A 22,957-nucleotide genomic window follows, 5' to 3' on the forward strand; every position below is an offset into this window, starting at 1 on the left:
GGCCGGCGCCCGGGGGCCGGCCCCCGCGCCGCGCGGCGCCTCCGACCCTCTCGCCGATCCCCACCGCGGAGACGTTCCCATGATCCGAGGAAGCCTGTTTCGCCCGAGCCCGCGCCGATTAGCGCTGCCCTTCGCCGCCCTCGCCTGCCTCGTCGGCGGCGCGGCCGGGGCCGCCCCGGTGGAGAACGCCACGGTCGCCTTCCTGATGCCCGACCAGGCCTCGACCCGCTACGAGGAGCACGACCATCCGGGCTTCGCGGCCGAGATGAAGAAGCTCTGCCCGACCTGCCGGGTGCTGTACCAGAACGCCGACGGCAACGCCTCGCGCCAGCAGCAGCAGTTCAACTCCGCGGTCTCGCAGGGCGCCAAGGCGATCGTGATCGACCCAGTCGACTCGACCGCCGCCGCCTCGCTGGTGAAGCAGGCGCAAGGCCGCGGCATCAAGGTGATCGCCTACGACCGGCCGATTCCGGCGGCGGCGGCCGACTACTACGTCTCGTTCGACAACGAGGCGATCGGCAAGTCGATCGCGCAGTCGCTGGTGCGCCATCTCAAGGCCAAGGGCGTGCCGACGGAGGGCGGGCTCCTCCAGATCAACGGCTCGCCGACGGACGCGGCGGCCGGCCTGATCAAGAAGGGCATCCACGACGGCCTGGCCGAGGGCGGCTACAAGACGCTCGCCGAGTACGACACGCCGGACTGGGCGCCCCCGAAGGCCCAGCAATGGGCGAGCGGCCAGATCTCGCGCTTCGGCAAGCAGATCGTCGGCGTCGCCGCCGCCAACGACGGCACCGCGGGCGCGGCGATCGCGGCGTTCCGGGCCGCCGGCGTCGCCCCCGTCCCGCCGACCACCGGCAACGACGCGACCATCGCGGGCCTGCAGCTCGTCATCGCGGGCGACCAGTACAACACCATCTCGAAGCCGAGCGAGGTCGTGGCCGCGGCCGCCGCGCAGGTGGCGATCCAGCTCCTCTCGGGCGAGACGCCGAAGGCCGACGTCAAGCTGTTCGACACGCCGACCCGGCTGTTCGCCCCGACGCTGGTGACCGCCGACAACCTGAAGGCCGAGATCATCGACAAGGAGGCCGGCGGCAAGCCGATCGGCACCGCCGCGAGCCTCTGCGCCGGGCGCTACGCCGAGGGCTGCCGCAAGCTCGGCATCACACCCTGACACGCCGCCGGGGGCCGCGACGCCGGCCCCCTCCCGCGAACCCGTCACAGAGGTGCGCCACGCCATGATGCAGTCCGCCAAGACGCAGACCGCCAAGAGGCAGATCGTCGAGACGCAGACCGCGAGCGACCCCGTCCGGCCCGGCGAGCTGCTGCTCAGCCTGCGCGGCGTCTCCAAGCAGTTCGGCGCCGTCTCGGCGCTGACCGGCATCGACCTCGACATCCATGCCGGCGAGGTCGTGGCGCTGGTCGGCGACAACGGCGCCGGCAAGTCGACGCTGGTGAAGATCCTTTCGGGCGTGCACCGGCCGACCGGGGGCACGCTGTCGTTCCGCGGCCGCGAGGTCTCGCTCGGGGGGCCGGGCGACGCGCTGGAGCTCGGCATCGCCACGGTGTTCCAGGACCTCGCCCTGTGCGAGAACCTCGACGTCGTCGCCAACATCTATCTCGGCCAGGAGCGCAACCCCTGGCGCCTCGACGAGGTGGCGATGGAGCTGCGCGCCTGGACGCTCCTCACCGAGTTGTCGGCGCGCATCCCGAGCGTGCGCGAGGCCGTGGCCTCGCTCTCCGGCGGCCAGCGCCAGACCGTCGCCATCGCCCGTGCCCTGCTCCTCGACCCGAAGATCATCCTGCTCGACGAGCCGACGGCGGCGCTCGGCGTCGCCCAGACGGCGGAGGTGCTCAACCTCATCGAGCGGGTGCGCGAGCGCGGGCTCGGCGTCGTGATGATCAGCCACAACATGGAGGACGTGCGGGCGGTCGCCGACCGCATCGCCGTGCTGCGGCTGGGGCGCAACAACGGGATCTTCTACCCCGACGCCTCGAACCAGGAGCTCGTGGGCGCCATCACGGGCGCCAGCGACAACGTCGTCACCCGCCGGGCCGCGCGCAGGGCCCGGCAAGACCCGGCCCAGCAAGACACCACCCAGGGAGCAACGCCATGAGCGCCGAGGCCGGCGGGACATCCCCCCGCGTGCCGCTCGACCGGGCGGACGTGCGCGTGCGCCACGAGGCCGGGCTCGCCGGCAGCCTGCGCGGGTTCGTGGCCCGCGTCCGCGCCGGCGACCTCGGCGCGCTGCCGGTCGTCGTCGGGCTCGTGCTGATCAGCGCGGTGTTCCAGAGCCTCAACCCGGTCTTCCTGTCGAGCAACAACCTCGTCAACCTCCTGTTCGACAGCGCCACCACGGGAATCATCGCGCTCGGCATCGTCCTGGTGCTGATGGTGGGCGAGATCGACCTCTCGGTCGGCTCGGTGAGCGGCTTCGCCTCGGCGCTCGTCGGCGTGCTGTGGGTCAACCAGGGCTGGCCGGCCGCCGCCGCGATCCTCGTCGCGCTCGCCGCCGGCGGCGCCTGCGGGGCGGTCTACGCGCTGCTGTTCAACCGGCTCGGCATGCCGAGCTTCGTCTCGACGCTGGCGGGGCTGCTCTCGGTGCTGGGCCTGCAGCTCTTCCTCCTCGGCGCCACGGGCTCGATCAACCTGCCCTACGAATCGGCGCTGGTGGATTTCGGCCAGACGCTGGTGATGCCGCACGCCCTCGCCTACGCGCTCGCGCTGCTCGCCGGGGCGGGCCTGGCGCTCTCGGGCCAGCGCGAGGCTCTGCGCCGGCGCGAGGCCGGGCTCTCCGCCGCGCCGCTCGCCGGCATCTGCCTGCGCGCCGGCCTGCTCGCGGCCGTGCTGGTGCTCGTCGTCTGGTACCTCAACCTCGACCGGGGCGTGCCCTGGATGTTCGCCCTGTTCGTCGCGCTGGTGATGGCGGTCGACTACGCGCTGCGGCGCACCCGCTGGGGCCGCGCCATGGCGGCGGTCGGCGGCAACCGCGAGGCGGCGCGCCGGGCCGGCATCGACGTCCGCCGCATCACCGCGAGCGCCTTCGTGCTGTGCTCGACCTTCGCGGCGCTCGGCGGCGTGCTCTCGGCGGCCCGCCTCGCCTCGGCGAGCCAGCAGGCCGGCACCGGCGACGTCAACCTCAACGCGATCGCCGCGGCGGTGATCGGCGGCACCAGCCTGTTCGGCGGCCGCGGCAGCGCCTACGCGGCGCTCCTCGGCATCCTGGTGATCCAGGCGATCGCCAGCGGGCTGACGCTCCTCGATCTGTCCTCGGCGCTCCGCTACATGATCACCGGCGGGGTGCTCGCCGTCGCGGTGATCGTCGATTCGCTTGCCCGCCGCTCGCGGGTCTCGCACGGCCGCGCCTGAGCCCGCCGCGACCCCGCCTCCCACGGCGCTCACCCACAACCCCTTCGCCCCGCACGCCCTTCGCCCACGAGGGAAGTTCTCGATGTCACACGATTCGACCGGCCCGCTCGCCGGGCAAGTCGCCGCCGTCACCGGCGCGGCCTCCGGTATCGGGCTCGCCTGCGCCCGCACCTTCCTGGAGGCCGGCGCCCGCGTCGTCCTGATCGACCGGGACGAAGGCCGGCTCGCGGCGGCCTGCGCCGAGCTCGGCGAGAGGGCGTTCGCGCTCGTCGTCGACCTCGCCGATCCGGCGAGCGTGGCGGGGATGCTGGACGGGATCCTGGCCAAGGCCGGCGGGCTCGACGTCTTCCACGCCAATGCCGGATCCTATGTCGGCGGCGCCGTGCTCGGCGGCGATCCCGACGCCTGGGACCGGATGCTGAACCTCAACGTCAACGCGCTCTTCCGCTCGATCCACGCCGTGCTGCCGCACATGGTGGACAAGGGCCGGGGCGACATCGTGGTGACGAGCTCGGTCGCCGGTCTCGTGCCGGTGGTGTGGGAGCCGATCTACACCGCCTCCAAGCACGCGGTGCAGGCCTTCGTCCACACGCTCCGGCGCCAGGTCGCCCCGCACGGCATCCGGGTCGGCGCGGTGGCGCCCGGCCCGGTCGTGACCGCCTTGCTGAGCGACTGGCCGAAGGCGAAGATGGACGAGGCCCTGGCCTCCGGCAGCCTGATGCAGCCGGAGGAGGTCGCCGCCGCCGTGCTGTTCATGCTGTCGCGCCCGCGCACCGTCACCGTGCGCGACCTCGTCATCCTGCCCCAGAGCCTCGACCTGTAGGAGCCGCCATGAGCGTCGTCATCGGTCTCGACGGAGGCACCGAGGGGATCCGGGCCGGGGTGTTCGACCTCGCCGGCCGGCCGCTCGCCTTCGCGGCGCAGTCCTACCCCACCGCCTTCCCGCGCCCGTCCTGGGCCGAGCAGAACCCGCAGGACTGGTGGGAGGCCGCCGGCCGCGCCGTGCGCGAGGCGGTGCGCAAGGCCGGCATCGACCCCCGGGACGTCTCGGCGCTCTGCGCCGACACCACCAACTGCTCCGTCGTCGCCCTCGACCGCGACGGCGTGCCGGTGCGCCCGGCCCTGATCTGGATGGACGTGCGCGCCGCGGAGGAGGCCGCCCTGGTGCTCGCCACCGGCGACCCGGCGCTGATCGTCAACTCCGCCGGCGCCGGCCCGGTCTCGGCCGAGTGGATGGTCCCCAAGGCGCTCTGGATCGCCCGGCACGAGCGCGCGCTGTTCGACCGCGCGGCGACGATCTGCGAGTACCAGGACTACATGAACCTGCGGATGACGGGGCGGCGCGCCGCCTCGATCACCAACGCGGCGATCCGCTGGCACTACCGGGCACGGGAAGGCGGCTACGCCCGCAGCCTGGTCGGGAGCCTGGGTATCCCGGAGCTCGCCGACAAGTGGCCCGCGGAGGTGCTGCCCCTCGGCGAGGTGGTGGGCGGGCTGATGCCCGAGGCCGCCGCGCATTTCGGCTTGCCGGTGGGGCTCACCGTGGCCCAGGGCGGCTCGGACGCCGAGGTCGCGATGATCGGGCTCGGCGTGACGACCCCGGGCAAGCTCGCCTTCATCACCGGCTCGTCGCACCTGCATCTCGGGCTCTCGGCCGAGCCGTTCCACGGCCGCGGCATCTGGGGCACCTACGCCGACGCGGTGATCCCGGGCCTGCACCTCGTCGAGGGCGGCCAGACCTCGACCGGCTCGGTCGTCAACTGGCTGCGCGGCCTCGTCGGCACCGACTGGTCCTACGACGCGCTCAACGCGGAGGCCGCCGCGCTGCCGCCGGGCTCGGACGGCGTGCTGGTGCAGGACCACTTCCAGGGCAACCGCACGCCGCACACGGATGCGGGCTCGCGGGGTGCGATCACCGGGCTGACCCTGGCGCACGGGCGCGCCCACCTGTTCCGCGCCGCGATGGAGGGGGTCGCCTGCGGCACCGAGCTCATCTTCGAGACGATGCGGGCGGGCGGCTACCGGCCGGACGAGATCGTGATCTGCGGGGGCGCGACGCGCTCGGACCTGTGGATGCAGATCCACGCCGACGTCTGCGGCCAGCCCCTGACGGTGACCGAGGTGGGGGAGGCGCCGGCGCTCGGCAGCGCCGTCCTGGCGGCGAAGGCGGCGGGCCATTACGGCTCGATCGCGGAGGCGGCCGCCGCGATGGTCAAGGTCGCCCGCCGCATCGAGCCGAGCATGGCGGCCCACGCCCAGTACCGTCCGGTCTACGAGCGCTACAAGCAGGCCTACCACGCCCTCGCGCCGCTGCGCGCGTGAGGGACCGACCGGCGCGTCCCCGATCCGATCCCGGGATCGTCGGACGGGGCCGTGGCCGGATCGCGCGGCGGCGGGACCGGTCGTCGGCGAGGGCCCCCGCGGTCCCGGCGGCGCTCGCGGCGGCCGGGCCGGCGTCACCCGCGGGCGCGGCTCCGTCGCGGAAAAATACGGCGGGATCAAAGATCTAGATCGGCGTTCGACCCAACCTCCCGTGACTTTGCCCCGGTCGCAGCGTTCGATTGCACCGCGATCGCGCGATGCCCTAAGTGGCAGGGCGAGGCTGGAAGGAGAACCGATCCGTGGCACGCAGGCGCGCCCAACCCACGACCGAGATCCTGAGCGAGATCGTCGCGCGTCTCGGGCAGCCGCCCCGGTCGGTCGACCTCGAGGCCCTGCGGATCCAGCTCGGCCTGCCCGAATTCGACGGCGACGCCGACGAGGCCCGGGTCGCGCGCGCCCTGCGGGCGATGAAGGCCAACCGCGCCTTCGCGGAGACCGGCGTCGAGGCGCTGCGGCGGACCGTGCCGGGTCTCAGGGCCGCGATCTCGGGCGGCCACGCCGTCACGTGGAGCGTGCGGATCGCGATCCCGCTCCTCGACGACGGCCGCCTGGAATTGCGGGTCGATGCCCCGCCGGACGCCGCCGTGACGGGCATCCTGAGGGGCATGGCGCACCGCAACGACCCGAAATGGCGCCTCGACGAGCTGCGCGCGGCCGTCGCGCAGCTCTCCGCCCGCACGACCGGCGACCTGCGCCGGATCGTGGAGCGGCTGCGCGACCAGATCCGCCTCGACCTGCGCGAGGTCGGGGCCGACGCCTCCGCCTACATCGCGCAGCTCGACCGTTCGCTGCGCTCCCGCCCCTTCGCCGTGACGGAGGATCTCGGCGGAACGCTGTTCCAGACCCTCACCCCGGTGCGCAAGCGCGCCCGGACGGTGGCGCGCCAGGATTCCCGCCTGCGCCGCCTGCAGGACCGGGTCGGCTTCGGCGCCTACATCGAGAAGTTCGCCCCGGCGCGCCGGCTCGGCCGGCGCATCGTGTTCCACATGGGACCGACCAACTCGGGCAAGACCTACGCCGCCCTCAAGCACCTGACCGAGGCGGCGACCGGCACCTACCTCGCACCCCTGCGCCTCCTCGCGCTCGAGAACTACGAAGCGCTGCTCGAACGCGGCCTGCGCGCCGGCATGGTCACGGGCGAGGAGATCCTGGGCGAGGCCGGCCCCACCCACACCGCTCGCACGATCGAGACGGCGGACCTGACGCGCCCGGTCGACGTGGCGGTGATCGACGAGATCCAGATGCTCGCCGACCCGGATCGCGGCTGGGCCTGGACCAACGCGCTGTTCGGCGTGCCGGCCAGGACCGTGATCGTCTGCGGCTCGGACGACGCCCTGGCCTATGTCCGCCGGGCGGCCGAGGCGGCGGGCGAATCGCTCGAGGTCGTGCCCTTCGAGCGCAAGACGCCGCTCGTGCTGCTGGACCAGCCGGTGCCGCTCGAGAAGGTCGAGCCGGGCGACGCCGTCGTCGCCTTCTCGCGCCGCGCCGTGCACGAGAACCGCGAGATCCTGGTGGCGGCCGGCCACCGGGTCGCCACCATCTACGGCGCCCTGTCGCCGGAGGTGCGCCGGGCCGAGGCCGCGCGCTTCCGCACCGGCGAGGCGACCGTGCTGGTGACCACCGACGCGATCGGCATGGGCCTGAATCTCGGGCCCTTGAAGCGCGTCGTGTTCTCGGCGGTGCGCAAGTTCGACGGGGTCGGCGAGCGGGGCCTGACCAATTCCGAGATCCGGCAGATCGCCGGCCGGGCCGGCCGCTTCGGCCACCAGGAGGTCGGCTACGTCGCGGCCTGCGAGGAGACCGGCATCGCGCCGCTCAAGGTCGCGCTCGGCGGCGCCCCGACGGCCCCGGCGGCCGACACCCGCTTCTTCGTCCGGCCCGACCTGATCGCGATCACCTCGGTCGCCGAGGAGATGCAGACCCAGAGCCTGCGCGAGGTCCTGGCGCATTTCGCCCGCGCGACCTTCTACGCGGGCTCGCCGTTCCAGCCCTCCGCGCTGGAGGAGATCCTGGAGGTCGCCCGCCTGGTCGACCGCGCCCGCCTGCCGATCCAGGAGAAGTTCGTCTTCTCCGTCTGCCCGGTGGACCGCCGCGACGAGGTCGCCATGGCGGTGCTGGAGCGGTGGACGCAGGCCCGGGCCGCGGGCGTGGGGGTGCCAGCCCTGCGGGCGAACCTGCGCGGGGAGCTCGACTACCAGGAGCGGGCGGTGAAGCTGGCGAGCGCCTATCTGTGGCTGTCGCGGCGCTTCCCCGAGACCTTCGACGACGTCGAGGCGATCCGGGCCATGCGCGGCCGGGCCAACGACGCGATCGAGGAGCATCTCCGCGAGACCGCCACGCGCCGGGTCGAGCGCCGCTCGCGCCGGACCGCACGGGACCGGTGAGGTCCCGGCGGCCGGAGGGCCGCACCGGGGCGTGGCCGCGGAAGTCCGCGGCCGACCTCACCCCGGGTTCGAGAACACGCTGGCGCCGATGAAGACCATCCCGTGGTCCGGCCCGGGTCACCGCCGCCACAGCCTCACCAGGGCCGCCACCCCGGCGATTGCCCCGCCGAGCAGGGTGAGCACCATGAAGGGCATGAGCGGGATGAGGAGCCAGCCCATCATCATCATCCCGTAGAGCGTGCCGCCGAGATCGATGCCTACGACCCGGCAGGGATGCGCCCGGGCCTCGTTGACCTCGCACCCCGTCAGGCGGGCAAGCAGCATGGCGAGGACGAGGAGCAGGAACGGCGTCCAGACGATCACCACGCCGAGGAGGACGATCACGCGCCGGTTCCCGCCGCGCCGGGGGCGCAGCCGGAATCTCATCGCCCGGGTCCGGTGCAGGGGCGCCAGGCCCGCCGATAGCCCGCCTCGCCCGGGCGGCCGTAGCACCAGCCCGCCGCGGCGAGCCGCCGGCCGAGCGCCTCGCGACGCTCGCAGGCCGCCGGGGTGGCGGGGTCGTCGCCGTGCCCGCCCCGGCAGGTGCCGTTGAGGGCGGTCCAGTCCCGCAGGAGCCGCGGGACGTCCTCGGCCCGCGCCGATCCCGCGAGGCCGAGGAGCGCGGCGGCGAGGAGCGGTCCCCGGATCGCGGCCCGCCTCATCGCATCGTCACCGAGGCGGCGACCCGCTCGGCGCGGGCGAGCGCCTCGGTCCGGTCGGCGGGCGCCAGGCCGAGGATCCGCAGGTAGCCGGCCGGGTCGAACCGGATCGTCTGCGTCAGGACGACGGCGCGGCCGCTCTTCGGATCGACGCCGGCGGCGCGCAGGCGATGGACCACCGCGCCGTCGCGGGACGTGCGCTCCTCGCCGGTGACCGTCACGTCCTTGATCTCGCGAAAGCTCGCCAGCGCCTTGCGGGCGAAGGCGCCTTCCTGGCCGGTGGGCACGGCGGCGCGGCCGAGCGAGGGCGCGACGACGATCATCGGCTGCACGCCGTCGGGATCGATGTCCTTCGGTCCGTCGGTCAGCATCAGGGCGTTGCCCATCAGGGTCCGCACCGGGCGGAAGCCCGCGAGGTCGCCGACGCCGTAGGGCAGGGCCGCCATCTGGTCGGCGAGGCTGCCGGGCGAGCGGAACGCGATCGTCGAGAGCGCCGCCTCGACCGCCTCGTCCGGGACCTGCCCCCGGGCCGCCTCCGGCACCTGAACGGTGACGAGGCCGGTGGCGGCCCCGCCCCGCACCACCGCGACCCACTTGGCGTAGGCGAGGCCGTTGGCCGCCTGGCGGCCGCGCAGCACCCGGCCCTCGCCGCCGACCACGCCCAGCGGCATGCCGGCCTCGCGCGCCTCGAAGCCGGTGGCGCGCAGCGCCTCGGGGGTGAACTTCTCCACCAGCGGGCCGTAGGCTTCGGCCGGCATCTCGGCGATCAGGATCGAGGCGCCGGAGCGGTGCTCGAACCCCGCGAAGGCCTTGGCGGGCGTCATGCCGGGCGGCGGCACGAGGCCGACGGAGCCCGCGGGCGGAAACGCCGCCTCGGCGGCGAGCGCCAGGGACGCGGAGGCGATCAGGCCGAGGGCGGCCAGCAGCCGGCCGGCGCGGGGAAAGAAACGCGTCGTCATGGGATTCTCCGAGGTTCGGCGGGTCGCGACGCGGCTGAGCACGACGGTGTTGCCGGAGAACCGGACCTGGCCGGGCGCGCTCATGTGCTCGCGCATCGGGCGCAGGTTGCGGCGGAGCCGGCCGGAATCGGAGCGGGTCTCGTACCGGGGATCGGCCGCCCGGACCTCCTGGGGCGAGAATCCGGTCATCCGCACCACGCGGGCCGTGGGCAGCCCGCCGCAGGCCTCCCCGGCGGGCGCGGCCGCGAGGCCGTCGCGCGGGTCGAGCTCCGCGATCGGCTCGGACGCGCCCGTGTTGCGGTCGACGCAAGCGGCGGCGGTGCCGGTCGTCCGTCGCCGCTGCGCCGGATCGTAATCGGCAGGATCGAATCCGATGGCCCATGCCCTCGCAGGCTCAATCGCGCCGTGCGACAGGATCAGGTCGACGATGACCCTAGTTTCTCCCTTGGTCGAGCGGGGTGCCCGGTGGCTTGTGGCCATCGCTGTTCTCCTCTCGGCGGCGGCGTTATGCCGTATGCCGACGACCAAGTCAAAGAAAGTGGTTCCCGCCCCGGACGAAGTCGTTAGGGGACGAAGGCGTTGCTGAGCCGCAAGGCCGGATCCGGGGTAACCCCATCCTGGGACACGATCCCAGCGGGTCGACCACGATTCCCGCGGGGCACGGGCGTGCAAGTGAAGTGCGAGCACCCCCGCCTCTCGTGAAGAATTCGCCTGTACCGGCAACGCCGAATATTTGCCAGGCGGCCGGCCGGTGCCCCACGCGAGGCCGGAGCGCGACCGTGATCAGGGTGTCCCGGCGGTCGCCCGGCGATGCCGTGGTCCGCCGGAAGATCCGACATCCGTGCAGATCTGCGCCCGCCCTCGTTCGGTGCGGATTTGCTGTGGCCGGTCGCCCTCTTCACTGTCGAATGCGCCCGCCGGAGCGGCCCCGATCCGTCGCTCGGGATCTTAAAAATCATATGTTAACTGGAAGATCTCATAAGTTGCATGTCGTGAGGAGTGCAACTTTTCCATGGATCACGCGACCGCCACCGCCGCGCAAGACCGGCGCTTCGCCACGTTCGGCCTCACGGAGGACGATCGCGCCCGCTTGCGGGAGCTGGCCGGCTTCGCGCGAGCGCGCCTGCCGGCCCTGCTGGCGGAATGGAACGGCCGCTTCGCCGCCTGGCCGGAGATCCAGGCGACCCTGCGCGATCCCGAGGTGCACGAGGCCCGGGTCGCCCATTGGGTGCGGGTGGTGGGCGGGGATTTCGGCCCGGACTTCGCGGCTTCCGCCGAGCGGCTGGCCTCGGTGTTCTACGACCGGGGCGTGCCGGCCTACGCGGTGGCGATCTGCCACGCGACGGTGACGGCGGGACTGACCGAGGCGCTCGGCCTCGATGCCCCGCGTCGCCGGCTCGGAGCGGGCTTCCTCGGGGCCGCCACCCCCTCCGGCGGGGCGAGGACCGCCCTGCGCGGGGCCCTCACCCGGGCGGCCTGGCTCGACCTCGAGGTGCTGCTCGAGACCTACGCGGCGGCCGAGCAGGCGAGCCGCCGGCGCAGGACAGCGGCCCTCGCGCGGGTCTTCGAGGACCGGGTGCTGGCGGCGATCGGCGCGGTGACCGACCAGGCCCGCGGCCTCGACGACGACACCGCGGCCCTGTCGCGCAACGCCGCCCGCTCGATGGAGGCGGCGACCGCGGTGGCGGCGGCGGTGGTCGAGGCCGCGGCGGGAACCGAGCAGGTCGCCTGTTCGGCCGACCAGCTCCGGGCCGCCATCGCGGAGATCGCCCGCGAGGTCGGCGGCGCGCACGCGGTCGCCGCGGAGGCGGTCGTTCAGGCGGAGGGAGCCGCCACGCGGGTGGCGTCGCTCGCGCAGGCCGTCGACCAGGTCGGCCAGGTCGTGACGCTCATCACCACGATCGCCGACCAGACCAACCTTTTGGCGCTCAACGCCACCATCGAGGCGGCCCGCGCCGGCGCGGCCGGGCGCGGTTTCGCGGTGGTGGCCGCCGAGGTGAAGGCCCTGGCCCAGCAGACCGCCCGCGCCACCGGCCAGATCACCGGGCAGATCGAGGGCATGCGCGCGGCCGCCGGCGGCTCGGTCGAGGCCATCACCGGCATCCGCGACACGATCGGGCGGCTCAGTGCCGGCAGCGCGACGATCAGCGCGGCGGTCGAGGAGCAGAGCGCGGCCACCGCCGAGATCGCCCGCAGCACCCGCAACGTCAGCGCCGGCACCGACGAGGTCGCCCGCCTGATCGACCGGGTGCGCGAGGATGCAGGCGACACCGCCGCGGTCGCGACCCGCGTCACCGCCTCGACCCGCGAGCTCGGAGGCCAGGCGGAGGCGATGAGCGCGGCGGTCGGCGCGTTCCTCGGCGAGATCCGGGCCGCCTCCTGATCCGCCCGGCCCAGTCGGCTCCCGACCATCGACGCTGCCGCGGCAACGGATTAATCAGGGGCCTCGCCGGGCGCGCCCGCCCGGCGCCAGTCCGAGCCCGAGACCCATGAGCGCAGACCGCGATCCCGTGCCCCTCCGCCGCGCCGCGCTGGCCTCGCTCCGCCCGAGCGTGCGGGTGCCCGCCTACGACGTGGCGCGGGTGCGCGCCGGCATCGTCCATCTCGGCCTCGGCGGGTTCCACCGGGCGCACATGGCCCGCTACACCCACGACCTGATGGAGCGCGAGCCCGACGCCCTCGCCTGGGGCATCCTCGGCGTCGGGCTGATGCCGGGCGACCGGCGGATGATCGACGCGCTGGCGCCGCAGGACGCGCTCTACACCCTCGTCGAGCGCGAGGGCGCGGACGAGACCGTGACGGTGATCGGTGCGCTCGCCGGCGTCGCCTTCGCGGGCGAGACCACCGCGGCGGTCCTCGACGCCATCGACGACCCGGCGATCCGCATCGTCAGCCTGACGGTGACCGAGAACGGCTACTGCCTCGACCCGGCGACGAAGCGGCTCAATCCCGACCATCCGCTGATCCGCGCCGACCTCGCCGCGCCGGCGCAGCCGAGGAGCGCGATCGGCGTGATCGTCGAGGCCCTGCGGCGGCGTCGCGACGCCGGCGTGGCGCCCTTCACCCCGCTCACCTGCGACAACATCCAGCACAACGGCGACGTCCTGCGCGACGCCGTGGTGGCGCTCGCCCGCCTGCGCGATCCGGATCTTGCCGACTGGATCGCCGCCGAGGTCGTCTTCCCGTCGACCATGGTCGACAGGATCACCCCGGTGACGGCGCCCGCGGACGTGGACGCGCTCGCCACCGGCCACGGCCTCGCCGACGCCTGGCCGGTCTTCAGCGAGACCTTCACCCAGTGGGTGATCGAGGACCGCTTCCCCGCCGGCCGCCCGGCCTGGGAGACGGTCGGCGCGCAGTTCGTGGAGGACGTCGCGCCCTACGAGTTCATGAAGCTCCGGCTCCTCAACGGCAGCCACCTCGCGGTCTCGGGGCTGGGGCGGCTCGCCGGCTACGTCACCATCGACGAAGCGATGGCGGACCCGCGCATCGCCGCAATCATGACCGCGCTCATGGACCGCGAGACCGGCCCGACCGTGCCGCCGGTCCCGGGGATCGACCTCGCCGACTACAAGCGCACCCTCGTCGCCCGCTTCGCCAACCCGGCGATCCGCGACACGGTGGAGCGGGTCAACACCGACGCGCCGCTGAACGTGCTGGTCGACCCGATCCGCGGCCGGCTGGAGCAGGGCGGCAGCGTCGCGTTCCTGGCGCTCGCGCTCGCCGCCTGGCTGCGCCGGGTGCGGGGCGTGGACGAGCGCGGCGAGGCGATCGAGATCCGCCACCCGATGGCGGCGCTGCTGCGCGAGACGGCGATCGCGGGCGGCTCCGACCCGCGCCCGCTGCTGGCCATCCGCCCGCTCTTCGGCGAGCTCGGCGACGACCCGCGCCTCGTCACCCCCGTCGCGGAATGGCTCGGGATGCTCGACCGGCAGGGCATCCAGGCGACGCTCGACGAGGCGGCGCGGCGGGCGGGGTGATGCGCCGGCGGGGCGCTCGTTCAGGGCGCCCCGGTCACCGGCGCGACGGTCAGCTTCAGTCCGAGGGACTTGAGCACGGCCATCAGGGTCGCGAGTTGCGGGTTCCCCTTGTCGGACAGGGTCCGGTACAGGGTTTCCCGCGACAGGCCGGTCTCCTTGGCGATCTGGGTCATGCCTTGCGCCCGGGCGACGTCGCCGAGGGCGGCGGCGAGAAGTGCGGGATCCCCTTCCTCCAGGACGGCTTCCAGGTAGAGGGCCACGCGCTCCGGCGTGTCGAGGCTGTCGACAATGTCCCATGGGACGGTCTCGAGAGGCATGTCGTCACTCCTGATTCGCGAGTCGCTTCGCAGCGAGGATGTCCTTGTCTTGCGTACGCTTGTCACCTCCACAAAGCAGGATCACGATCTCCGATCCGCGTTGCGTGAAGTAGACTCGATAGCCCGGGCCGTAGTCGATCCGCAGCTCGCTGACACCGTCTCCAACGGTTTTCACGTCACCCGGATTTCCGAGCGACAGGCGCCTGATACGAGTATTGATCCGCAACCGAGCACGCTCGTCGCGGAGGCCGGCGATCCACGCACGGAAGACGAGAGTTTGTCGGATCGACGGCATGAGGATTTGTAGCTTGAAAGCTACAATTCGTCCATCGCAAACCCCGTGGACGACGATGCCGCAGCGGTACCGACACGGTTCGTCCCGGCTTGACGCCAACCCGGCGGACCCTCACCAATCGCGCACAAGGCCGTCCCTCTCGGGAAGAACGGCGCGACGGGAGGACACGACGTGAGACGGATGCAACCCCTGGTTCTCGCCGCGACCCTCCTCGCCGGCACCCCGGCGCTGGCGGAATCCACCCTCACCATCGCCACCGTCAACAACGGCGACATGGTGGTGATGCAGAAGCTGGCCCCGGCCTTCGAGAAGGCGCATCCGGACATCAAGCTGCGCTGGGTGGTGCTGGAAGAGAACGTTCTGCGCCAGCGCGTGACCACCGACATCGCCACCAAGGCCGGCCAGTTCGACGTGCTGACCATCGGCAATTACGAGGTGCCGATCTGGGCGCGTCAAAACTGGCTCGAGCCGATGGACGGCCTGCCGGCCGATTACGACGCGGGCGACCTCCTCAAGACGGTCCGCGACGGCGTGAGCCGGGACGGCAAGCTCTACGCGCTCCCCTTCTACGGCGAGAGCGCGATGACCTATTATCGCAAGGACCTGTTCGACAAGGCCGGCCTGACCATGCCTGAGGCGCCGACCTACGAGGAGATCAAGGGCTTCGCCGCCAAGCTCACCGACAAGGCGAACCAGACCTACGGCATCTGCCTGCGCGGCAAGCCGGGCTGGGGCGAGAACATGGCCTACGTGACCTCGCTGGTGAACACCTTCGGCGGCCAGTGGTTCGGCGAGGGCTGGAAGACCACGATCGACACGCCGGAGTGGAAGAACGCGCTCACCTACTACACCGACGTGCTGAAGAATTACGGCCCGCCCGGCGCGACCTCGAACGGCTTCAACGAGAACCTGGCGCTGTTCGCCAGCGGCCGCTGCGCGATGTGGATCGACTCGACCGTCGCGGCCGGCCTGCTCTACGATCCGAAGCAGTCGCAGGTCGCCGACAAGGTCGCCTTCGCGCCGATGCCGACCGGCAGCGTCAAGGGCGGTCCCACCTGGCTGTGGAGCTGGAACCTCGGCATCCCGGCCTCGTCCAAGCAGAAGGACGCCGCCAAGACCTTCGTCGCCTGGGCGACCAGCAAGGCCTATGTCGAGATGGTGGCCAGGGAGAACGGCTGGGTCGCGGTGCCGCCGGGCACCCGCGAATCGACCTACAAGTCGCCCGACTACCAGAAGGCCGCGCCCTTCGCGGGCTTCGTCCTGAAGGCGATCGACAGCGCCAACCCGAGCGGCCAGACCCGGAACCCGCGGCCCTATACCGGCGCGCAGTTCGTGGCGATCCCCGAATTCCAGGGCATCGGCACCCAGGTCGGCCAGACGGTCGCGGCGACGCTGACCGGCCAGCAGACGATCGACGCGGCGCTGAAGGCCGCGCAGTCGGCGACCGAGCGGACGATGCGCCAGGCGGGCTACCCGAAGTAGGATCGAGCCGCCGCCTGATCCTACACGGGGACGGGAATGGCGCGGGATCCCCTCTCCCGTGTGGGCTATCGGATTCACGCTTCTCCTTTGAGAGCTAACCCTCTTTGAATGTGTGCGCTTTCCCCTCCCCCTTGTGGGGAGGGGACAGGGGTGGGGGTGGCGCAGAAGGCACCACCGAGGTCTATCCGGCACCACCCCCACCCCTAGTCCCTCCCCACAACTTGCAGCGATACCGGGCAGGCCCGGGATCGCCGGGGGGGAGGGGAAGCGCGCTACTTTCGAGCGGGAAAACACTCGGGCCGAGATGTGTGAATGCGGTAGCCCGTGTGGGAGAGGGGATCCCGCGCCTCTCCTTCCCGGGACTGCCCCGACCTCAAGACCCCGCGCGAGGCGACGACGGCCATGGCCACCCTCACCACCCCGGTACCCGCCCCGATGAAGGGCCGCCGATTCAACGGCCTGCCGTTCATCGGCCCCTCGGTCACCGTGCTGCTGATCTGGATGATCGTGCCGCTGGTGATGACCGTGTGGTTCTCGCTCCAGCGCTACAACCTGCTCGACCCGACGGTCACGGGCTTCGCGGGCATCGACAATTACGAGTTCCTGGTCACCGATCCGGATTTCTGGGCCTCGCTGACCAACACCCTCGTCCTCGTCGGCTCGGTGCTGGCGATCACGGTGGTGGGCGGTACGCTGCTGGCGGTGTTGTTCGACCAGCCGTTCCCGGGCCGCGACCTCGCCCGGCTGTTCGCGATCGCGCCGTTCTTCGTCATGCCCACCGTCGCGGCGCTGATCTGGAAGAACCTGATGATGCACCCGATCTACGGCGTCTTCGGCGCCGTGGCCCGCGCGCTCGGCCTGCCCGCCGTCGACTGGTTCGCCGACTACCCGCTCGTCTCGGTCATCCTGATCGTGTCGTGGGAGTGGCTGCCCTTCGCGCTCCTGATCCTCCTCACCGCCGTCCAGTCGCTGGACCGCGAGCAGCTCGAGGCCGCCCGCATGGACGGGGCCGGGGCGCTGGCGCAGTTCTTCTACATCGTGCTGCCGCACCTCTCGCGGGCGATCAGCGTGGTGGTGATGATCGAGACGATCTTCCTGCTCACCGTCTTCGCCGAGATCTACGTGACGACCGCGGGCGGGCCCGGCAACGCCACCACCAACCTCGCCTTCCTGATCTACGCCCGCGCGCTCCTACAATACGATGTCGGCGGCGCCTCGGCCGGCGGCGTGGTGGCGATCATTCTCGCCAACATCGTGGCGTTCTTCCTCGTGCGCACCATCGCGCGCCGGCTGGAGGTGTAGGATGGTCAAGCAGAGTCTCCCGAAGCGCGTCGGCATCGCGGTGCTCGGCTGGGCGGCGGCCTTCGTGCTGTTCTTCCCCCTGCTGTGGATGCTGCTCACCAGCCTCAAGAGCGAGCCGGAGGCGGTGAACCCGTCGCTCACCTTCACGCCGACGCTGCAGAGCTACGGCGAGGTGCTGGCCCGGGCCGATTACCTGTCCTTCGCGCTCAACTCGGTGGTGATCTCGGTCGGCGGCACGGTGCTGGCGCTGGCGCTGGCGATTCCCGCCGCCTACGTCATGGCCTTCCACCCGACGAAGCGCACCCGCTCGACGCTTCTCTGGATGCTGTCGACCAAGATGCTGCCCTCGGTCGGCGTGCTGGTGCCGATCTACCTGGTGTTCCGCACCCTCGGGCTCCTCGATACCCGGATCGGCCTCATCGTCGTCTACACGCTGATGAACCTGCCGATCGTGGTCTGGATGCTGTTCACCTTCTTCAAGGAGGTGCCGCACGACATCCTGGAAGCCGGGCGGATGGACGGGGCGCGCACCGGCGCCGAGGTCTGGCACCTGCTTCTCCCGCTGACCCTGCCGGGCGTCGCCTCGACGGGGCTCCTGTCGCTGATCCTGTGCTGGAACGAGGCGTTCTGGAGCCTCAACCTGACCTCGTCGGCGGCGGCCCCGCTCACCGCCTTCATCGCCTCGTTCTCGAGCCCGCAGGGCCTGTTCTTCGCCAAGCTGTCCGCCGCCTCGACGGTGGCGGTGGCGCCGATCCTGGTCTTCGGCTGGCTGTCGCAGCGCCAGCTGGTCCGCGGCCTCACCTTCGGCGCCGTCAAGTAGGAGCCCTCGCCATGGCAACCCTTCGCCTGCGCGGTCTGCGCAAGAGCTACGGCACCACCGAGATCATCAAGGGCGTCGACCTCGACATCGCCGACCGCGAATTCGCGGTCTTCGTCGGCCCGTCCGGCTGCGGGAAGTCGACGCTCCTGCGGATGATCGCCGGGCTGGAGGAGATCACAGACGGGGATCTCTTCATCGACGGTGCCAGGGTCAACGAGGTCGGCCCGGCCGATCGCGGGCTCGCCATGGTGTTCCAGTCCTACGCGCTCTATCCGCACATGAGCGTGCGCGACAACATGGCCTTCGCCCTCAAGCTCGCCGGTGCCTCGAAGGCCGAGCGCGCCGCCAAGGTGGCGGAGGCCTCGCGCATCCTCCAGCTCGACGCCTATCTCGACCGCAAGCCGAAGGACCTGTCGGGCGGCCAGCGCCAGCGCGTCGCGATCGGGCGCGCCATCGTGCGCCACCCCAAGATCTTCCTGTTCGACGAGCCACTCTCGAACCTCGACGCAGCGCTGCGCGGCCAGATGCGGATCGAGCTGGCGCGGCTCCACCGCGACCTCAACGCCACGATGATCTACGTCACCCACGACCAGGTCGAGGCGATGACGATGGCCGACAAGATCGTGGTGCTCAATGCCGGGCGCATCGAGCAGGTCGGCTCGCCGCTCGAGCTCTACCATCACCCGGCGAACCTGTTCGTCGCCGGCTTCATCGGCAGCCCGCGGATGAACCTGCTGCTGGTGCGCGCGACGGGGCCCGACCCGGCTGGCGTGCGGGTGGCGCTGCCCGGCGGCGGCGAGGTGGTGGTGCCGGTCGACGGCGCCCGCGCGGCACTCGGCGCCGCCGTGACGCTGGGCATCCGCCCGGAGGCGCTGAAGCCCGGAACGGACGGGGCGCTCGCCGGCGAGGTTACCCACGTCGAGCGCCTCGGCGGCCTGACGCTGGCGCATGTGACGGTCGCGGGCGGCGCGACGGTCGTCGCCCAGATCGAGGGCAGCGCCCCCGTGCGCACCGGCGAGACGATCCGGCTGACGATCGACCCGGGCGCGACCCACCTCTTCGACGGCGACGGCCGCGCCCTGCCGCACCGGTCGCGCCACCCGCTGGCGGCGTGAGGACACCCCCATGATCCTGGTCTGCGGCGAAGCGCTGATCGACCTGTTCGTCGAGACCGGCCGCCCGGCGCCCGACCGCGGCGGCCTGCCGGCGCTCGCGGTGGCGGGCGGCTCGCCGTTCAACCTGGCGATCGGCCTGCGCCGGCTCGGGGCGCAGAGCGCCTTTCTCGCGGGCCTGTCGTCGGACGCCTTCGGGCGGATGCTGGCCGACCGGCTGGCGGCGGAGGGCGTCGACCTCGCCTTCGTCAAGGAGAGCCGGCGGCCGACCCCGCTCGCCGTCGTGTCGACCGGAGCGGACGGCCACCCGGCCTACAGCTTCCACGCGGAATCCTGCGCGCACGCCGATCTCGCCGTCGGCGACCTGCCGGCTTCCCTGCCCGAGGCGGTCAGGGCGATCGCCATGGGGTCGTTCTCGCTGGTGGCCGAGCCCGTCGGCACGGCCTACGCGGCGCTCGCCGCCCGCGAGGCGCGGCGGCGGGTGATCAGCCTCGACCCGAACCTGCGCCTCGGCCTGATCCCGGATCTCGATCGCTGGCACGCGCGGTTCGCCGACCTCGCGGCGCAGGCAGACATCATCAAGCTCTCGGACGAGGACCTGCGGGCGGCCTACGGGGCGGGGGCCGACGAGGGGAGCATCGCGCAGGGCTGGCTCCAGGCTGGCGTCGCCCTCGTCGTCGTCACCGCCGGTCCCGACGGGGCGCGGGCCTACCGCGCGGGCGGGACGGTCGCGGTGCCGGGGCGCAGGGTCGCGGTGATCGACACGGTGGGGGCCGGCGACACCTTCCACGCCGCGCTGCTGGCCCGCCTCGACCGGGACGGCCGGCTCGCGCGCGACGCGCTGCTTCACCTCGACGCCGACGCCCTGCGGGACATCCTGTCCGAGGCGGTGGCGGCGGCGGGCATCACCTGCACCCGGCTCGGCGCCGACCTGCCGACCCGCGCCGACCTCCTGTCGGCCCTCTCCTGAACCCGGTGGCGCGATGTATCTCGGTCTCGATCTCGGCACCTCTGGCCTGAAGGCCGTGCTCGTCGATGAGGCGCAACGCGTCGTCGGCAGCGCCACCGCGCCGCTCACCGTCAGCCGCCCGCATCCGGGCTGGAGCGAGCAGGACCCGGCGCAGTGGTGGGCGGCCCTGGAGCAGGCGCTCGGCACCCTGAGGGACCGCCACCCGGCCGAACTCGCGGCGGTCCGCGGCATCGGTCTGTCGGGCCAGCAGCACGGGGCGGTGCTCCTCGACGCCGACGACCGCGTGCTGCGCCCCTGCATCCTGTGGAACGACACCCGCGCCACCGCCGAATGCGCGGCGCTCGAGGCGGCGTTCCCGGACCTGCGCCGGGTCGCCGGCAACATCGCCATGCCGGGCTTCACCGCCCCGAAACTGCTCTGGGTCCGCGCGCACGAGCCCGAGATCTTCTCGAAGGTGGCCCGCGTCCTCCTGCCGAAGGCCTGGCTGCGCCTGGCGCTCTCCGGCGAGGCGGTCGAGGAGATGTCGGACGCCTCCGGCACGCTCTGGCTCGACGTCGCCGCCCGGGCCTGGTCGCCCGAGGCGCTCGCCGCCACCGGGCTCGCCGCGAGCGCGATGCCGCGCCTCGTCGAGGGCTCCGCCCCGGCGGGACTCCTGCGCCCGGACCTCGCGCGGGCCTGGGGCATGGCGACGCCGCCGCTGCTGGCCGGCGGGGCGGGCGACAACGCAGCCGGCGCGGTCGGGCTCGGGGCGATCCGGCCGGGCGACGCCTTCGTGTCGCTCGGCACCTCCGGCGTGCTGTTTGCCGTCACTGACGGCGCGCGGCCCTACCCGGAGGGCGCGGTCCACGCCTTCTGCCACGCGCTCCCGGGCCTGTGGCACCAGATGGGCGTGACCCTCTCGGCCGCCGCCTCGCTGGCCTGGTGGGCCGGCGTCATAGGCCGGGACGAGGCGAGCCTGGTGGCGGAGGTGGGGGCCGTCGCGCGCCCGAGCGAGGCCCTGTTCCTGCCCTACCTCGCGGGCGAGCGCACGCCGCACAACGACGGCGCGGTGCGGGGCGCCTTCGCGGGCCTCTCGGCCGGCACCGAGCGGCCGGCCCTGACCCAGGCCGTGATGGAGGGGGTGGCTTTCTCGCTGCGCGACGGCCTCGACGCCCTGCGGGCCTCGGGCACGCGGATCGAGGCCGCCGACGTCATCGGCGGCGGCTCGCGCTCGCCGGCCTGGATCCGCATCCTGGCGAGCGTCCTCGACCTGCCCCTGAGCCCGCTCGCCGAGGGCGAGCACGGCGGCGCCTTCGGGGCGGCGCGCCTCGCCCGCCTGGCGGTGACCGGGGAGGCGCCCGACGCGCTCTGCACCCCGCCCGCGCGCGGGGCGACCGTGATGCCCGATCCCGAACTCGTGCCGGCCTATGCCGAGCGGCTCGCGCGCTACCGCGGCCTCTACCCGGCCCTGCGGGCGCTCACGGGCTGAGGCTCGCGGCCGCGAGACGACCGCTCACCCGCCCGCGGCCTCCTCGCGCAGGAAGCGCGCGAAGCGCGGGTCGCCGAGATACGCCACGTTGACCCGCATCATCGGCGGCCCGGTCGGGCCCTCGGGCAGGAAGAGGCCGCCCGGCGCGATCAGGATGCCGCGGGCGGCGGCGCGGCGGGACAGGGCGTCGAGGTCGCAGGCCGCCGGCAGCCCGCACCAGAGGTAGTAGCCGCCCCGCGGCTCGCCGAAGACCGGCAGGCCCAGCTCCTGCAGCACCGTTCGTCCGTGGAGCGCCGCCGCCTCGATCCGGCTCGCGAGGCGGCGCAGGTGGCGGCGGTAGCGCCCGCTCTCGATCAGGTCGTGGACGATGCGCTCGACGAACCCCGAGCTGTTGACGCTCGTCACCATCTTGAGGTCGCGCAGGGCCGCGACGATGTCCGGGCGCGCCGCGACGTAGCCGCAGCGCAGGCTCGCCGAGAGGGTCTTGGCGAAGGTGCCAACGTAGATCACCCGCTCGAGCTGGTCGAGGGCCGCCAGCCGCGGCTGGCCGGGGGGCAGGACGTCCGCGAAGGGGTCGCTCTCGACGATCCGCAGGTCGAGGGCGGCGGCGCGCTGGAGCAGCCGGTGGGCGACCGGCAGGGTGAGCGAGCAGCCGGTCGGGTTGTGGGCGAGCGAGTGGGTGAAGAACAGCCGCGCGCCGCTTCCCCGCGCCACCTCGTCGAGATGGGCGACGTCCGGCCCGGTCGGGCCGCGCCGCACCCCGACGATCCGGGCCTTGGCGAGCCGCAGCTTGCCGAACAGCGGGTAGTAGCCGGGAGAATCGACCAGCACCGGCTCGCCCGGAGCCACGAACTGGCGGATGATCAGGTCGAGGGCGTGGTTGGCGCCCGAGGTGAGCAGCACCGCCTCCGGCCCGGCCTGGATCGAGCGCTCGGCGAGCATCAGGGCGAGGCTGCGGCGCAGCGGCGGGTGACCGTCCGGGCTGCCGTAGCTCTCGTGCGCCGCCGCCGCCGAGGGCCGCAGGCGCCGGCCGATCTCCAGGCTCTCCATCCAGGAGGGCGGCGGGCGCCCGTCGCCGACCCGCACGTCGTAGTGCCGGTCCAGCTGCTCGCGCAGGAGCCAGACGCTGTCCACCGCCGCGACCGGGACGGGGCCCGGGGATGCCGCCGGCGCAGGCCGGCGGCCCGAGACGTAGAAGCCCGAGCCCGGGCGGCTCTCGACCCGGCCCGAGGCGACGAGGCGCTCGTAGGCGTTGACCGCGGTGTTCTTCGACACCGCGAAGCGCGCAGCCGCCGCCCGGATCGAGGGCAGGCGCTCGCCCGCCCGCAGGAGCCCGCGGTCGATGTCCTCCGCCAGGCTGGCCACCACCTGCTCGACGCGGGTGCGGGGTTCGGGATTCGCGACCGTATCCATGCCGCGGA

20 protein-coding genes are annotated in these 22,957 nt (G+C 73.0%); 14 read left to right on the forward strand and 6 right to left on the reverse strand.

The features are described 5' to 3' along the window. Positions 1–79 precede the first annotated feature (79 nt). The 6 genes from HPY23_RS16065 to HPY23_RS16090 all read left to right on the forward strand — a co-directional run bounded on the left by HPY23_RS16065 (position 80) and on the right by HPY23_RS16090 (position 8,133). On the forward strand, positions 80–1,171 hold the full coding sequence (locus tag HPY23_RS16065) for an ABC transporter substrate-binding protein (protein ID WP_091889107.1): 1,092 nt from the start codon (positions 80–82) through the stop codon (positions 1,169–1,171). Between the two features lie 52 nt (positions 1,172–1,223). Then, positions 1,224–2,114, forward strand: a complete 891-nt coding sequence (locus HPY23_RS16070) for an ATP-binding cassette domain-containing protein (protein ID WP_413231070.1) — start codon at positions 1,224–1,226, stop codon at positions 2,112–2,114. Then, positions 2,111–3,367, forward strand: a complete 1,257-nt coding sequence (locus HPY23_RS16075; RefSeq protein ID WP_091889109.1) for a sugar ABC transporter permease — start codon at positions 2,111–2,113, stop codon at positions 3,365–3,367. Before HPY23_RS16070 ends, HPY23_RS16075 begins: the two co-directional genes overlap by 4 nt. An 82-nt stretch (positions 3,368–3,449) precedes the next feature. Next, complete coding sequence (locus HPY23_RS16080; protein ID WP_091889111.1) at positions 3,450–4,190, forward strand: SDR family oxidoreductase; 741 nt, start codon at positions 3,450–3,452, stop codon at positions 4,188–4,190. A gap of 8 nt (positions 4,191–4,198) precedes the next feature. Then, the gene (locus tag HPY23_RS16085) at positions 4,199–5,689 is read left to right on the forward strand and encodes an FGGY-family carbohydrate kinase (protein ID WP_091889113.1); all 1,491 of its coding nucleotides are present in this window, start codon (positions 4,199–4,201) and stop codon (positions 5,687–5,689) included. Positions 5,690–5,988: 299 nt separating this feature from the next. After that, on the forward strand, positions 5,989–8,133 hold the full coding sequence (locus HPY23_RS16090) for a helicase-related protein (protein ID WP_091889114.1): 2,145 nt from the start codon (positions 5,989–5,991) through the stop codon (positions 8,131–8,133). A gap of 117 nt (positions 8,134–8,250) precedes the next feature. Here HPY23_RS16090 and HPY23_RS16095 read toward each other — a convergent pair whose 3' ends face one another. From HPY23_RS16095 to HPY23_RS16105, 3 genes are read right to left on the reverse strand one after another with little or no spacing between them, the layout of a single operon-like run. Continuing rightward, the gene (locus HPY23_RS16095) at positions 8,251–8,517 is read right to left on the reverse strand and encodes a hypothetical protein (RefSeq protein ID WP_244537648.1); all 267 of its coding nucleotides are present in this window, start codon (positions 8,515–8,517) and stop codon (positions 8,251–8,253) included. Between the two features lie 38 nt (positions 8,518–8,555). Further along, complete coding sequence (locus tag HPY23_RS16100) at positions 8,556–8,834, reverse strand: hypothetical protein (RefSeq protein ID WP_091889116.1); 279 nt, start codon at positions 8,832–8,834, stop codon at positions 8,556–8,558. Then, positions 8,831–10,270, reverse strand: a complete 1,440-nt coding sequence (locus HPY23_RS16105) for a hypothetical protein (RefSeq protein ID WP_236013009.1) — start codon at positions 10,268–10,270, stop codon at positions 8,831–8,833. The genes HPY23_RS16100 and HPY23_RS16105 overlap by 4 nt, the downstream gene beginning before the upstream one ends. Before the next feature lie 532 nt (positions 10,271–10,802). Between HPY23_RS16105 and HPY23_RS16115 the strand changes: the two genes are divergently transcribed. Together HPY23_RS16115 and HPY23_RS16120 are read left to right on the forward strand one after the other, a co-directional pair. Further along, positions 10,803–12,173, forward strand: a complete 1,371-nt coding sequence (locus HPY23_RS16115; protein WP_060848303.1) for a globin-coupled sensor protein — start codon at positions 10,803–10,805, stop codon at positions 12,171–12,173. A 106-nt stretch (positions 12,174–12,279) separates the two neighbouring features. Continuing rightward, on the forward strand, positions 12,280–13,770 hold the full coding sequence (locus tag HPY23_RS16120) for a mannitol dehydrogenase family protein (protein ID WP_091889118.1): 1,491 nt from the start codon (positions 12,280–12,282) through the stop codon (positions 13,768–13,770). Between the two features lie 20 nt (positions 13,771–13,790). Here the strand turns inward: HPY23_RS16120 and HPY23_RS16125 are convergent, their stop codons facing one another. Continuing rightward, positions 13,791–14,087 (reverse strand): addiction module antidote protein, encoded by a 297-nt coding sequence (locus HPY23_RS16125; RefSeq protein WP_091889120.1) that lies wholly within the window; start codon positions 14,085–14,087, stop codon positions 13,791–13,793. 4 nt (positions 14,088–14,091) lie between these two features. Next, the gene (locus HPY23_RS16130) at positions 14,092–14,382 is read right to left on the reverse strand and encodes a type II toxin-antitoxin system RelE/ParE family toxin (RefSeq protein WP_082742612.1); all 291 of its coding nucleotides are present in this window, start codon (positions 14,380–14,382) and stop codon (positions 14,092–14,094) included. A gap of 180 nt (positions 14,383–14,562) precedes the next feature. On the opposite strand from HPY23_RS16130, the gene HPY23_RS16135 reads away from it, so the two are divergent. The 6 genes from HPY23_RS16135 (at position 14,563) to xylB (ending at position 21,536) form a co-directional block, all read left to right on the forward strand. Beyond that, positions 14,563–15,864 (forward strand): ABC transporter substrate-binding protein, encoded by a 1,302-nt coding sequence (locus HPY23_RS16135; RefSeq protein WP_091889122.1) that lies wholly within the window; start codon positions 14,563–14,565, stop codon positions 15,862–15,864. A gap of 402 nt (positions 15,865–16,266) precedes the next feature. After that, positions 16,267–17,166 (forward strand): carbohydrate ABC transporter permease, encoded by a 900-nt coding sequence (locus HPY23_RS16140; RefSeq protein ID WP_175540032.1) that lies wholly within the window; start codon positions 16,267–16,269, stop codon positions 17,164–17,166. Position 17,167: 1 nt separating this feature from the next. Then, positions 17,168–17,986 (forward strand): carbohydrate ABC transporter permease, encoded by an 819-nt coding sequence (locus HPY23_RS16145; protein WP_048429371.1) that lies wholly within the window; start codon positions 17,168–17,170, stop codon positions 17,984–17,986. Positions 17,987–17,997: 11 nt separating this feature from the next. Next, positions 17,998–19,101 carry an ABC transporter ATP-binding protein gene (locus HPY23_RS16150; RefSeq protein WP_091889126.1) on the forward strand — a complete coding sequence of 368 codons (1,104 nt, stop codon included), beginning with the start codon at positions 17,998–18,000 and terminating at the stop codon, positions 19,099–19,101. Positions 19,102–19,111: 10 nt separating this feature from the next. Continuing rightward, a complete protein-coding gene (locus tag HPY23_RS16155; protein ID WP_091889128.1) occupies positions 19,112–20,068 on the forward strand; it encodes a carbohydrate kinase family protein in 957 nt (318 codons plus the stop codon). A 13-nt stretch (positions 20,069–20,081) separates the two neighbouring features. Further along, on the forward strand, positions 20,082–21,536 hold the full coding sequence (gene xylB, locus HPY23_RS16160) for a xylulokinase (protein ID WP_091889130.1): 1,455 nt from the start codon (positions 20,082–20,084) through the stop codon (positions 21,534–21,536). A 24-nt stretch (positions 21,537–21,560) separates the two neighbouring features. On the opposite strand, the gene HPY23_RS16165 is transcribed toward xylB, so the two are convergent. Further along, on the reverse strand, positions 21,561–22,949 hold the full coding sequence (locus tag HPY23_RS16165; RefSeq protein WP_091889132.1) for an aminotransferase-like domain-containing protein: 1,389 nt from the start codon (positions 22,947–22,949) through the stop codon (positions 21,561–21,563). Positions 22,950–22,957 lie beyond the last annotated feature (8 nt).

Origin of the sequence: Methylobacterium ajmalii, assembly GCF_016613415.1 — a bacterium.
Classification (GTDB): Bacteria; Pseudomonadota; Alphaproteobacteria; order Rhizobiales; family Beijerinckiaceae; genus Methylobacterium; species Methylobacterium ajmalii.